This is a genomic window from Peribacillus butanolivorans (assembly GCF_001273755.1).
GTDB lineage: Bacteria > Bacillota > Bacilli > Bacillales > DSM-1321 > Peribacillus > Peribacillus butanolivorans.
The window spans coordinates 3889271-3902148 of the sequence record NZ_LGYA01000001.1 but is presented as its reverse complement, the minus strand read 5'-3'; the positions used below and the strand labels follow the sequence as shown (position 1 = coordinate 3902148).

General features: G+C 39.9%; 13 protein-coding genes. 11 read left to right on the top strand and 2 right to left on the bottom strand.

Features of this window, described 5'->3' with window-relative positions; all coding sequences use genetic code 11:
* From AKG34_RS18025 to lepB, 3 genes are all read left to right on the top strand, one after another.
* Window positions 1–348, top strand: a 348-nt coding sequence (locus tag AKG34_RS18025; RefSeq protein WP_236694969.1) for an immunoglobulin-like domain-containing protein, incomplete at its 5' end; no start/stop codon positions are given.
* A 210-nt stretch (window positions 349–558) separates the two neighbouring features.
* Complete coding sequence (locus AKG34_RS18020; RefSeq protein ID WP_053347359.1) at window positions 559–942, top strand: DnaJ family domain-containing protein; 384 nt, start codon at window positions 559–561, stop codon at window positions 940–942.
* A gap of 94 nt (window positions 943–1036) precedes the next feature.
* Window positions 1037–1585: a signal peptidase I gene (gene lepB, locus AKG34_RS18015; RefSeq protein WP_053347358.1), complete on the top strand. Its 549-nt coding sequence runs from the start codon at window positions 1037–1039 to the stop codon at window positions 1583–1585.
* A gap of 46 nt (window positions 1586–1631) precedes the next feature.
* Here the strand turns inward: lepB and AKG34_RS18010 are convergent, their stop codons facing one another.
* The gene (locus AKG34_RS18010) at window positions 1632–2312 is read right to left on the bottom strand and encodes a toxoflavin lyase-like VOC family protein (RefSeq protein WP_053347357.1); all 681 of its coding nucleotides are present in this window, start codon (window positions 2310–2312) and stop codon (window positions 1632–1634) included.
* Between the two features lie 223 nt (window positions 2313–2535).
* Between AKG34_RS18010 and AKG34_RS18005 the strand changes: the two genes are divergently transcribed.
* Window positions 2536–3021, top strand: coding sequence for a DedA family protein (locus AKG34_RS18005; protein WP_053347356.1), 486 nt, complete (start codon window positions 2536–2538; stop codon window positions 3019–3021).
* Between the two features lie 111 nt (window positions 3022–3132).
* Here the strand turns inward: AKG34_RS18005 and AKG34_RS18000 are convergent, their stop codons facing one another.
* Window positions 3133–3867, bottom strand: coding sequence for an SDR family NAD(P)-dependent oxidoreductase (locus tag AKG34_RS18000; RefSeq protein WP_053347355.1), 735 nt, complete (start codon window positions 3865–3867; stop codon window positions 3133–3135).
* A 559-nt stretch (window positions 3868–4426) separates the two neighbouring features.
* On the opposite strand from AKG34_RS18000, the gene AKG34_RS17995 reads away from it, so the two are divergent.
* The 7 genes from AKG34_RS17995 (at window position 4427) to AKG34_RS17965 (ending at window position 12871) form a co-directional block, all read left to right on the top strand.
* Window positions 4427–5767, top strand: coding sequence for an MATE family efflux transporter (locus tag AKG34_RS17995; RefSeq protein ID WP_053347354.1), 1341 nt, complete (start codon window positions 4427–4429; stop codon window positions 5765–5767).
* Window positions 5768–5920: 153 nt separating this feature from the next.
* A complete protein-coding gene (pepV, locus tag AKG34_RS17990) occupies window positions 5921–7333 on the top strand; it encodes a dipeptidase PepV (RefSeq protein WP_053347353.1) in 1413 nt (470 codons plus the stop codon).
* A gap of 25 nt (window positions 7334–7358) precedes the next feature.
* Window positions 7359–8219: a D-amino-acid transaminase gene (gene dat, locus AKG34_RS17985; protein ID WP_053347352.1), complete on the top strand. Its 861-nt coding sequence runs from the start codon at window positions 7359–7361 to the stop codon at window positions 8217–8219.
* 376 nt (window positions 8220–8595) lie between these two features.
* The gene (locus tag AKG34_RS17980) at window positions 8596–9159 is read left to right on the top strand and encodes a biotin transporter BioY (RefSeq protein ID WP_053347351.1); all 564 of its coding nucleotides are present in this window, start codon (window positions 8596–8598) and stop codon (window positions 9157–9159) included.
* Between the two features lie 72 nt (window positions 9160–9231).
* Window positions 9232–10728, top strand: coding sequence for an AMP-binding protein (locus AKG34_RS17975; RefSeq protein ID WP_053347350.1), 1497 nt, complete (start codon window positions 9232–9234; stop codon window positions 10726–10728).
* Window positions 10725–11900: a thiolase family protein gene (locus AKG34_RS17970; protein WP_053347349.1), complete on the top strand. Its 1176-nt coding sequence runs from the start codon at window positions 10725–10727 to the stop codon at window positions 11898–11900. The genes AKG34_RS17975 and AKG34_RS17970 overlap by 4 nt, the downstream gene beginning before the upstream one ends.
* A 119-nt stretch (window positions 11901–12019) precedes the next feature.
* Window positions 12020–12871, top strand: coding sequence for an SDR family NAD(P)-dependent oxidoreductase (locus tag AKG34_RS17965; protein WP_083450834.1), 852 nt, complete (start codon window positions 12020–12022; stop codon window positions 12869–12871).
* Window positions 12872–12878 lie beyond the last annotated feature (7 nt).

Here is a 12878-nt window from a genome sequence, read left to right as displayed (position 1 = left end):
ATCAAGGTAACGGGTACGGTAAATACAAAGAAAAAAGGAACGTATACATTAAAGTATACAGTCACTGATCAATCGAAGAATGTTACAACCGTTACGAGAAAGATCACCATAGATAGCACCAAGCCAGTCATTTCCGGAGCCAAAGATAAAACCATTAACTATAACTCGGAATTTAACCCTAAGTCAGGGGTAACGGCGAAAGATAATTTGGATGGCAGTTTAACAAGTAAGATCAAAATCACAGGGACCGTAAATACCAAGAAAAAGGGTACCTATACATTGACTTATACGGTTACGGATAAGTCCAAAAACAAGGCATTAGTAAAAAGGAAAATCACAGTTAAATAGATAGAAAAAAGGGGATTCCGGAATATTGGAATCCCTTTTTGCTTGAATGCGGATGCATGCTGGAATGTTTTCGGCAGAACAATGTAATTATAATAGTAGAAAGAGCTTAATAAATGAAGTTCTTGGTTGGTGTATATGAGAAAATATTGATTTAAATGTTATAATTGTAAATAGATGTAATATCGAAGTTGTCTGGGGGGAGATAGTGTAATGGGCAAAGAAGAGGGTCATGTAAATTGGATGGATCAGATATTTCGGGACTATGAAAAGGACGGCGGTCTGAAGAATAATCCTGGCTTTGGAAAACCGCTTCCGAAGTCGGCATTATCGGGAAATATGTATGATAATTTCTTAACGAAGGCCAAAGACGCCGGTTTCCTTCCGCTTTGGATTAAATGGCAAAAAGAAATCCGGGGAGAGCTATCTGACGTGGTTCGATTAAAAAAAATGAATTCATCTGAATCAGAATTAACCAAACGAATTGAAGAAATTAATGAGAAAGTACGTACATATAATGGTATTTGCCCGACACAAATGCAACGTCGGGAAATCGAGTGGGGAAGCATCGAAGTTCAGTATGAAAAATGGAAGTGATGGATAAAGTGAAAAATGTGGGTATTTGTATGACGTGATTATGAATGGATTATGATATAATGACATGAATAAAAAACAGAGAGAGGGACTTCGTTTGGAAAAAAGAAAAGAAGTTTTTTCATGGATAAAAGCGATCGGGATTGCAGTCATTCTGGCCTTTCTAATTCGAACATATATTTTTGCACCTATTGTCGTAGATGGTGAGTCAATGATGCCAACTCTACAAGACCACGAACGAATTGTACTTAATAAGTTTGGAACAAACATCGATAGTATTGACAGGTTTGATATTGTTGTTTTTCATGCAACGGTAGATAAAGATTATATAAAACGGGTTATCGGTCTGCCAGGTGACCATATAGAATATAAAGATGATACGCTTTATATTAATGGAAAAGCATATGAAGAACCCTACCTAGACAAATATAAGAATCAGATGGCAGGCGTGCCGCTGACCGATTCTTTCAAGCTCGAGGATATAACCGGCAGCATGACAGTGCCAGATGATCAGTTGTTCCTTATGGGGGACAATCGCCAAAATAGTTTGGATAGCCGTGAAATCGGCACGATTTCCGTCGACGAAATTGTCGGCAAAGCGAATCTAGTGTATTGGCCGATCAAGGAAATAAAAATTGTGAAATAAAAGGAAGCGGACTCGATTGTCGAGTCCGCTTTATTGTTGGAAAAACTTATATCGGTGAAGAGATGAACCGAATGTTCCCATTTTCATCTTGATGAATCGTTTTCCCAGGATCTACTTCGATTGTTAATGGGTAAATCTCTGCAGCCCGGTCTGAAAAGAACCAGCGCCGTCCCGGTTTGCTTAATAAAATGAACACACCATTGCTGCCCATGAAAGAAATGCCATTAGGATTCAAAGTGCCGTTATCCCGGGGGGAAATACCAAAGTCGATTAGTTGCTGACCGATCGCATCGATTTTGGTAGTTGTTAAATTAATCTCACCAATGTTTAATAAAGAATCCATTGAGAAAGGCACTTCACTTTCTGGTGCAATTGAATGCCTGGCAATAAACTCTACAATATTGCCGGTCGGATCGGTGAAATATAGCGAGTGTGCATTGAGGTGGCTGAAGTAAACCTCATCATCGCCATCTTCCGTATTTAAAGAAGTCCGTGCTTTGATCCATTGCTTCGCTTCTTGAAATTGATTGGACGGGATATTGAAGGCAAAATGATAAAAGGATTTACTTCCGTTTTTTGTTTCTGTAAAAGCCAATTCGCTTGCCCCTACTTTTATAGTAAAACCATGATGACTCTCGTCTAGCAATTTGGCATTTAGCAATTTGACATAAAATTTCTTCATTTCAGCAATGTCACTCGCAAACAGACTCACTTTTTTAATCAGCATATTTATCACCTTTCTACATTCAGTTTCTATCATTGTAATTTAAATCTTCCTTAATAAACCAATTTGGAGTTTGTGTATTCTCTTTTTTTTTCTTTTTTCATTAAAACCAACTTATATGGGTTAAATTAGGTTATCCTATTATAAAGAAGTAATCACGTTAACCAGGCCCGTATCAGAAATTGGATTACTTTATTAAAAGGGTGTCTGAGATGGAGTACTAGAGATGGACATGGTAAAAGATTTAATATCAAACTATGGTTATTTTGCGATATATGGACTGCTGGCCCTCGGAATAATTGGTTTGCCGGTACCTGATGAGTTTATGATGACTTTTGTCGGCTATTTGTCGTCCATTGCTGTTTTAAATGTCCAAGGGGCATTCCTTGTCAGTTTTCTTGGGTCGATTTCTGGAATGCTGGTCAGTTACTTTATTGGTAAAAAGGTAGGCAAGCCTTTTTTGAGAAAGCACGGCAAGTGGATTAAGATGACTCCGGCAAGGCTGGAAAAGCTGGATAAATGGTTCAATAAATACGGTCCGTGGACCATTATTATTGCATATTTCATCCCAGGTGTTCGCCACTTCGCCAGTTATTTTTCTGGGATGAACGGGATGGGGAAACGAAAATATATTATTTTCGCAGGTGCAGGAGCTTTCAGTTGGTGTTTGGTATTTACAGCTTTTGGCTATTTTATTGGTGTCTTAACTTAAATTATTTGGGGGAGAACTGACTTCCTTAAGTGGGCCCGAGTTTTAAAATAATGAAACAAAAAAACCCCGTTTTTGAATTTCAGAAACGGGGTTGTCTATTGTTAACTTTCTTTATTGAGCAGAATATCCGCCGTCGATAACTAGCTCAGCACCAGTAACGTATGAAGCTTCATCAGATGCTAGGTAAAGCACTGCATTTGCAATATCAGCTGGTTGACCTAAACGTTGTAATGGAGTCGCTTTAACCATTTGGTTCACAAGTTCTTTTGACTCTTCTAATTTTTGTGTCATTGGTGTTTCGATAATACCAGGGAATATGGCATTAACACGGACGCCCATGCGGCCATATTGTGTTGCAGCAGCCTTAGAAATAGCACGAACAGCACCTTTAGAAGCTGAATAAGCGTTTAAACCCATACCGATTTGAGCTGTAAAGGAAGAAATATTTACAACAGCGCCTTTTCCTTCCTCAACCATGTAAGGAACAACATGTTTCATACCAAGGAAAGGTCCAAATCCGTTAACACTTAACATTAGTTGCCAATCAGCCAATGTTGTATCATTAATTTGTTTTTCTGTTGAGATTCCAGCATTGTTGACTAGGATGTCAACTCTACCAAATTTCTCAATAACAGTATCCATCATTTTTTTCCAGCTTTCGTCAGAAGATACATCAAGAAGTGTACCATAGACATTATCTAGCTCGTTTACTTTTGCAACAGCTTTTTCATTGATGTCAGCAGCAATAACTTGAGCTCCTTCTTTTGTGAATAGGTCTACCATTTCTCTACCCATACCGGATGCTCCTCCAGTAATAAGTGCCACTTTATTAGTTAATCTTCCCATCATAATCACTCCTAATAGATTTTTAAAAGCTGGACAATATGACCACGCATAGTGCAAAAGTTGTATGATCAACGAGCAATACTATAACTCCTTTATGAATCCGTCAAGCATTTTATTTTTCCGTTTACACATTGCCTTTTTCTTGCTGGGAAAAAAGATGTTGTAAATCTGGGAAAGTTGATATATTTAAATAGACTTCCCACTCCCTGGTTCAAAAAACAAAACATACAGGTATAGTTGAAAGCGTTGTCAACCTTTTAATATTCAAATTTCGATTCCGTAAATTGTCAATATACAAAATTAGCTTAACCGTTCATTTGATAATACTCACCAGCAACCTTGTAGATCCTTTCGCACGTTATCATGGTCCTCGTTTGAGAAAAGCACTATATATTTCCTAGCAACTTTTGTTGATGAGCACCATATGTTCAATTCTAGTGATTAAATTCGAATACTGCAAACTTTTTGTACTTTCAATACAAAATTTTATAACTTCATTCCATTTCTTGTTTTTCAGGCGTTTGAGAAGTCTTTTATGTAAAAAGGAGGTAATCTATTAATGAATCACAGAATGTATCTATCCTTGGCCATTCCTCTTACGATTTCGACAATGAGTACGCCTTTGCTTGGGGCGGTTGATACGGCTGTGGTTGGAAAGTTGAGTGATCCTGCTTATATCGGCGGGGTAGCTGTTGGAACCATTATTTTTAATACGATGTATTGGCTTTTTGGTTTTCTGCGAGTTAGTACATCTGCCTTCGCTGCACAAGCAGAGGGGGCTAGGGATGAGACACAAAGCCTGATGGCCTTGATTCGTCCTTTTATGATAGCGGCAATTATCGGTCTTCTTTTTATCGTAATTCAGAAGCCCATTTTAAATGTTTCCTTAGCTGCAATCACGCCGGAGTCGGATGTTGCTGCCTTTGCATCTGACTATTTCAGTATTCGGATCTGGGGTGCGCCTTTTGCATTAATGAACTATGTCATTCTAGGCTGGTTAATTGGAAAATCTCGCATAAAAACGTCTCTGTTCATTCAAGTTTTCATGAACCTGATCAATATTGTCCTGTGCTTGCTTTTTGTAAATAGGTTTTCCTGGTCTGTATCAGGAGTCGCTACGGCTTCATTGATTTCAGAGATTGCAGCTTTCTTCGTTGGTTTGTTGGTGATTAGGAAGGTAGTTTCCATACCTGAAACCTTTTCTTTACGAGCGGGATTCGATTATACTTCCTTGAAAAAAATGATGGTGGTGAACAGGGATTTATTTATCAGGACAATTTGTTTGATTACGGTTTTTAATCTTTTCACGGCCAAAGGAGCCACTTTTGGGACAGAGACTTTGGCAGCCAATGCTGTACTCATTCAAATTCACTATCTGATGGCATATTGCTTTGATGGTTTTGCAAATGCATCGAGTCTTCTGATTGGGAAAGCCATTGGTTCGAGAGATGTACACCTTTATAAAAAAACGCTAGCTCTTTCAGCGCAATGGGGCCTGTATGCCTCTCTCATACTTGCTGTATTATACTGGTTATTTAGCGATAAAATTATTCTGCTCTTCACGAATATCCCAGGAGTCATTGAACTGACCCATGTATACGGACTTTGGGTAGTCATATTCCCATTCACAGCCTTTATCGGACTCATTTTCTATGGAGTGTTTACGGGTGCTACTGAAGCTGTTCCTGTACGGAACTCCATGCTTCTTGCGCTGCTGGCCTTTCTGTTTGTCCAGTTTTTGGCCGTCCCACAACATGGCAATCATGGATTATGGCTTGCCTTTCTTGTATTCAGTTTAGGTCGTTCCTTATTTTTAGCGTTATACATCCCGAGGTTAAACAGAAAAATAATGATTTTAATGGACGAAGAGAGTTTAGTGAAGGCACCCTCTTATAATTGAGAGAGGGTGTTTTTTAGTTGCAACGGTCATTTTGACAGTAGGTTGACGTTAGTGATAAAACGGGAATACTTAAAAAAGGTATCAACGCTTGGCGAATCATATAATAAAAGTGATAAAATAAAAAAATATATATAAAAGAGGAGTTGTCGTATTTTGAGTGAAATGAATTGGCGTGAAGAAGTTGAGAAACGGAAAATGGACATACTACTGGATACGCAAAATTTATTAAAAATAAAAAGCGTACTGGATGAAGAACATCCGACAGAAGAGGCTCCTTTTGGTAAAGGGGTAAAGGAAGCGCTTGATTACATGCTTCAGTTAGCCGAAAAAGACGGTTTTACTGTGAAGAATGTCGATAATGTCGCCGGCCATATTGAAATGGGTGAAGGCGAGGAGTTGATCGGTATTTTATGTCATGTCGACGTTGTTCCTGAAGGAGATGGCTGGAGTTCGGATCCGTTTGGTGCTGAAATCCGTAATGGTCGTATTTATGCTCGTGGGGCAATCGATGATAAAGGGCCGACGATGGCTGCCTATCATGCGATGAAGCTTGTCAGGGAGATTGGTAAGCCTTTGAACAAACGTGTGCGGATGATTATCGGAACGGATGAGGAATCAAACTGGCGCTGTGTTGGCCGTTATTTTGAAGTGGAAGAAATGCCATCGATGGGCTTTGCGCCAGATGCTGACTTCCCAATCATCAGTGCGGAAAAGGGAATCTGGGATTTCTCAGTTATACATCCAGCCGATGCAGGCAATGGAACGAACTCCGAAGTAAATGTTATTGAATTTTCATCAGGCCGAAGAACGAATATGGTACCAGATTTCGCAAAGGCCACAGTGGAAGCTGTAAATCCCGCTGAAGTTGTGACAAACTATCAAAATTATCTTCAAAAATATTCGTTGAAGGGACAAGCCGTTCCACAAAAAAATCAAGTGCTTCTAGAACTTAACGGCGTTTCAGCTCATGCAATGGAGCCGAAAAATGGAGTCAATGCAGGTATGCATCTAGCCGTATTTTTAGCAGACCTAACACTTGATCCGCATGCGAAATCCTACTTTACTTTCATTAAGAATTATTTGTTTGAAGATTCCCGTGGAAATAATTTAGGTGTGGCTTACACAGATGAGCAAACAGGTGAATTGACGGTTAATGCAGGAGTATTCAACTATTCCAAACAGGGTGACAGTTCCATTGGCTTCAGTATGCGCTACCCGGTAACATTTGAGTGGGAACAGCAAAAAGCGGCATTAGAAGAAAGACTTGCAGCATATAATTTGCGTGTGAAGTCCAATTCTCATTCAACGCCTCACTATGTGAACAGCGAAAGTTTCCTGATTAAGACGCTGCAGCAAGTGTATGAAGCAGAGACCGGTGATAAAGCAGAGCTCCTTTCAATTGGCGGTGGCACATATGCCCGTTCATTGAAGGAAGGGGTCGCTTTCGGGCCTCTATTCCCAGGCAGTGAAGATATTGCGCATCAAAAGGATGAATATATTGTTATTGAAGATATGCTTAAGGCAACGGCAATTTATGCACGTGCCATTCATGAATTAGCTAAATAAGAGGCTGAGAGGGAGAAAGAAAGACATGGGAAAAATCATTTATAACGGCGAACTTAAAACAAGATCGGACGTAAAGGTTGATATTGAGGACCGAGGTTATCAATTTGGTGACGGGATATATGAAGTCATTCGAGTTTATAACGGCGAAGTATTTGCGAGTAATATGCATGTAAACCGTCTAATGGACAGTGCAAAAATGATTCAGCTGAAGGTCCCTTTTACTGTAGCGGAAATCGAAGCCCGAGTTAAAGAACTAATCGCTGAAGATAAACTGCGGAACGGGATTGTCTACATGCAATTGACGAGGGGAGCGTGCTCGCGCACTCACGCTTTTCCAATTAATGAGGTGGAGCCGGTCTTTGTCGCCTATACGAAAGAAATGCCCTATACAGGAAAAGTGAAGCCTGGGGTCAAGGCCGTGACGACTGACGACATCCGCTGGTTGCGCTGTAATATTAAAAGCTTGAATCTACTAGGTAACATATTGGCTAAGCAACAAGCAGTGGAAGCTAGCTGTGACGAAGCAATTCAGCATCGTGATGGGACGGTAACGGAAGGAAGTTCATCGAACGTTGCTATCGTGGTGAAGGGGACATTGAAAACGCATCCGGCCACCAACTTGATTCTGAATGGGATTACTCGTCAGGTGATGTTAAAACTATGTGCCGATAATGATATTCCCTATGTCGAAGAAGCCTTCACAGTCGAGGAAATGATGGCAGCTGATGAGGTCCTCTACACGAGTACAAGTGTAGAAGTGACACCGATTATTAACATCGATGGAGAATCGATTGCTAATGGAGAACCAGGACCGATTACCAAAAGTCTGCAAAAACTGTTTTCTGAAGAAATTGAGAGACAATGCGGTGCCGTTAAAGAGAATTAATAAGTGCCCCCCTGCCACGCGGCATGGGGGGTTTTACATTTCAAGTTTTTATATCCCCATTCATTTTCTCCTTATTTACGCTACCGTAATTCAAGCATTTAAAACCTTTTTATTTTTTTTTGTATTCCAATCTGATAGTTAAAAAGCTGAGATATATAATATGTGTTAACTAAAAAAAAATGTGGTTTACAAAAAGCTTTTCTACTATTATTATTTAAACAAGGCATGGAGGTCGACCGGTCTAAACCTTAATCAAATGTATGTATAAAAAAATTCAATTTATTTAGAATATTTAGGAATTCAATATTTTAATAATGGCTACTATGCAAAATTGAAATGATTTAATTTGTATAGTGCAAATGGAGAGGGAAATTATATGACAACCAAAGAAATGGTTTATTCAGCATTGTTTGCAGCTTTAATCGGAGTTTTAGGGCTAATTCCTCCAATTCCTTTAGGATTCATACCGGTACCAATTACTGCACAAACATTAGGCGTTATGCTTGCAGGATGCCTTTTAGGTAGAAAGATGGGCGGATTGAGTTTAATAGTTTTTATAGTATTGGTTGCAATTGGTGCGCCGTTATTAACAGGTGGCCGTGGTGGACTTGCTGTATTGGTGGGGCCATCAGCAGGGTATATTTGGAGTTGGCCGCTAGCTGCTTTTATCATCGGTTACTTTACTGAAAAAGTCTGGTCTAACGTCAAAACATGGAAAGTCGTTATCGTTAACATATTTGGCGGGGTACTTTTGATTAACTTAATTGGTGCACCTATTATGGCTCTTATTACAAATACATCGGTATGGGCAGGTTTAATGGCGAGTATTGCGTTTTTACCAGGGGATTTAATTAAAGCATTCATTGCAGCGATAATTGCTGTGCAATTAAAATCAGTGAGTCCAATTCAAGAACGACTGGCAGCAGCAGAAGAGGAATAATGACAACAAAAATGGTGGGACGGTTTTCTTCTTTATTTGGATTGAATAATGTGAATGAAAGGTATTAATAACATGAATATAACTGACCAAATAACGATGTACAAAGACATCTGTCCTGAAAAAGTGGCAGTGCAGCTTGGAAATCGACAACTAACATACAGTGCTTTAGTTGACTCGATGAATCAAATTGCAAATGGCTTATCGAATGTGGAACATTCATCAAAATCGAATATAGCCATTTTAATGTCTAATTGTGTTGAATTCATTCAAATCTTCGTTGGAGTAGTCAAAGCTGGTTTGATTCCTGTACCACTTGATCCGAAATGGAGTGCATCTGAAATTCGATACGTATTGACAAAATGTGAGCCTGTTTTGTTGTTTATCGAAGGAAGTTTAGCGGATAAAGTGGAAGAGGAAGGTATTCCAACTATAATAGTTGAGCCAGATGGCACGGAGGACGATTTTTCAAACTGGCTTGCTTCTAATGCAGTGGAAGAACCTATAACCCCATTGATAAATGAAGTTTTATTTTTAGGTTTTACATCAGGAACAACAGGTACACCAAAAGGGTATATTCGTACACATTTATCTTGGCTAGAAAGCTTTTATTCAACGAATAAGGCATTTAATCTCAAGTTCTGTGACCATATATTAGCGCCGGGACCTCTTGTCCATTCATTGTCATTATTTGCAGCAATCCAAACATTGTTTATAGGTGCGACTTTTCATATTATACGTAAATTTACACCAGCTGATGTACTGAAAGTTTGTCAGCACGTAGAAGAGACAACTATTTTCCTTGTCCCGACTATGATTCAAGCAATAATGGATTACGCAGTGAGGGCCCCGCATCCTTATCATGTGCCAAAAGCGGTTATTTCTTCAGGAGCAAAATGGTCAGCAGCCTCTAAAGAAGGGGTAATGGAAGTATTTCCGAATCTGGATATTTATGAATTTTATGGTTCATCAGAGGCCAGTTATATTTCCTATTTAACGCCTCAAAATAATAGATTAAAGCCAGATACAGTCGGTAAGCCATTTCCGCAAGTGAAAATTTCAATTAGAGATATGGATGGCCAGGAAGTGAAGACAGGGGAAGTGGGTCAGTTATTTGTTTCAAGTGAGATGATATTTTCGGGTTATTTTCAGCAAGAGCATGAAACAAATAATGTTTTGAAAGACAATTGGTTAAAGTTAGGTGATTACGCAAGGCGGGATGAAGAGGGTTATCTTTACATAGAAGGTCGGGCAAAAAACATGATTGTAAGTGGGGGTCTGAACATATTTCCGGAAGAAATTGAACGGGTATTGATGCAATTACCGGAAATTGAAGCAGTAATGGTGACAAGTTTACCTGACGCTTACTGGGGTGAAAAGGTCATCGTACTTGTACAGTGGAAACAGGGATACACACTCAACTTACAAGAAGTAAAAAGCCATTGCCGGAAGTATCTGGCATCCTACAAAACCCCGCAAGAACTAATCGAAGTCACAGCATTTCCTTATACAAGTAGCGGGAAAATTGCGCGTAACCTTGTAAAACAACAAATGATAGAGGTGTGCCGATGAGAGAAGTTGTTATTGTAGAAGCCAAAAGGACACCTATAGGAAAATTAGGTGGTGTATTCAAAAATCTAGAACCAGAGGATTTACTAGCACCACTCATAAAACACCTTATCCATGAAAATAATATTCCGGCTTCAGAGATTGATGATGTGATCATTGGTAATACAGTGGGACCTGGTGGAAATATTGCACGTAATGCTTTATTAACAGCAGGTTTACCCTACACGGTACCTGGTGTGACTGTCGACCGTCAATGTGGATCTGGGTTAGAAGCAGTGAACCAGGCTGCCCGTATGATTCAAAGCGGAGCAGGTCATATTTATTTAGCAGGTGGAGTTGAAAGCACTAGTCGAGCACCTTGGCGAATGAAAAAGCCAACCTCGCTTTATTCCTATCAACCGCCGGAAATTTATATGCGTGCTCGTTTTTCACCAGACAGTATAGGCGATCCAGATATGGGTATTGCGGCTGAAAATGTTGCAGAGAAATATGGGATTTCTCGCAAAGCACAAGATTTATTTGCGCTAGGCAGCCATGAAAAGGCTGTAAAATCTCAACGTGAAGGACGATTCACCGATGAAATAGTACCGATCACGGTTCAGTATGGTAAAGAGTCAATCATTATTAGTGAAGATGAATGTCCACGAGCCAATACGAGCTTTGAAAAGTTACAGCAGTTATTGCCTGTATTTAAAAATGATGGTGTTGTAACAGCAGGAAATGCATGTCCTATCAACGATGGTGCAGCGCTTGTATTAATAATGTCTTTAGAAAAATGCGAGGAACTAGGAATGCAGCCACTAATGAAATTTATTGATGCGCAAGCAGTTGGTGTAGACCCAAATTATTTGGGCATAGGTCCAGTATCTGCCGTCAATCAACTCCTTGCAAGGCATGACCTAACAGCCGATGATATCGATATAGTTGAGTTTAATGAAGCATTCGCCTCTCAAGTATTAGCATCCATTCAAAGTCTAGGCATTCCGCAATTAAAGGTCAATCGTGGTGGTGGTGCCATTGCCATTGGCCATCCATATGGAGCATCAGGAGCGATTTTAATGACCAGACTCTGTGCAGAGATGAAACGGCAGCCATTTATGAGAGGACTTGCAACCCTTGGCATTGGGGGAGGACTTGGGCTAGCCACATTAGTTGAACGATTTTCGAAGGAGTGAAGCCTTCCATTTTCATTAACAGTTTCGTATATAGTGAATAAGCTATTCACTATGATTTGTGTGTTAAATGCTCAACGCTAGTAAATGGGATACTGAGGGTTTTTAGAGGAGGATCCAGGATGTTAACAGGGAAAGTGGCATTAGTGACAGGAGCTAGCCGGGGAATTGGACGAAGCGTAGCATTACGTTTAGCAAGAGAAGGAGCAGCTGTAGGTGTCAATGGAACAAATCCTGAAAAAGTTGCACAAGTCGTATCAGAAATTCATACATTGGGTGGGCAGGCTATTGGGATCTGTGAGTCTATAGCATCAGTGTCCAGCGGTGAAATAATCGTCCCTCAGCTAATGGACGCATTTGGTCAGTTGGATATATTGGTGAACAATGCTGGCATCGTGCGTGATAAAAAATGCATCAATATGTCGGCAGCTCAATGGCAGGATGTGATAGACGTTCATTTAACGGGTACTTTCGCTTGTACAAAGGCAGCGATAAATGTTATGAAGGAACGCGGTCAAGGCGGATGTATCATCAATATGACGTCAACTGCTGGTTTATTAGGTTCAGTTGGTCAAGTGAATTATAGTGCAGCAAAAGCGGGAATCCTCGGTATGACGTGGACTTTGGCAGAAGAGCTGAAAAAAGACCATATTCGGGTCAATGCGATTTCTCCTGCAGCACTCACTGATATGACAAAGTCTGTTATTGAGTATATTCAAGCTAAATGTACTGCGAATAACGAAGTATTTCCACCCTTTTGGCAAGTAGGCACAGCAGATGAAGTGGCACATCTTATATATTTATTAACGACTATCGACGATTCGGAATTAACAGGCGAAGTATTTGGTGTGAACGGCTCGAAAATCAGTGTTTGGGAGAAGCCTAAACAAAGAATGCTCTCAAATGATCAGGGGCTAACTGCAGATATGCTCCTAGCAAAATGGCATGCACATCGTGACACAACTACTGATTAAAGAAGGT

What these genes read in the sequence shown, in the direction of transcription:
- AKG34_RS18020 (WP_053347359.1), top strand. Translation starts at nt 559, where the DNA reads ATGGGCAAAGAAGAGGGTCATGTAAATTGGATGGATCAGATATTTCGG.
- AKG34_RS18010 (WP_053347357.1), bottom strand. Translation starts at nt 2,312, where the DNA reads ATGCTGATTAAAAAAGTGAGTCTGTTTGCGAGTGACATTGCTGAAATG.
- AKG34_RS18005 (WP_053347356.1), top strand. Translation starts at nt 2,536, where the DNA reads ATGGACATGGTAAAAGATTTAATATCAAACTATGGTTATTTTGCGATA.
- AKG34_RS18000 (WP_053347355.1), bottom strand. Translation starts at nt 3,867, where the DNA reads ATGGGAAGATTAACTAATAAAGTGGCACTTATTACTGGAGGAGCATCC.
- AKG34_RS17995 (WP_053347354.1), top strand. Translation starts at nt 4,427, where the DNA reads ATGAATCACAGAATGTATCTATCCTTGGCCATTCCTCTTACGATTTCG.
- dat (WP_053347352.1), top strand. Translation starts at nt 7,359, where the DNA reads ATGGGAAAAATCATTTATAACGGCGAACTTAAAACAAGATCGGACGTA.
- AKG34_RS17980 (WP_053347351.1), top strand. Translation starts at nt 8,596, where the DNA reads ATGACAACCAAAGAAATGGTTTATTCAGCATTGTTTGCAGCTTTAATC.
- AKG34_RS17975 (WP_053347350.1), top strand. Translation starts at nt 9,232, where the DNA reads ATGAATATAACTGACCAAATAACGATGTACAAAGACATCTGTCCTGAA.
- AKG34_RS17970 (WP_053347349.1), top strand. Translation starts at nt 10,725, where the DNA reads ATGAGAGAAGTTGTTATTGTAGAAGCCAAAAGGACACCTATAGGAAAA.
- AKG34_RS17965 (WP_083450834.1), top strand. Translation starts at nt 12,020, where the DNA reads ATGTTAACAGGGAAAGTGGCATTAGTGACAGGAGCTAGCCGGGGAATT.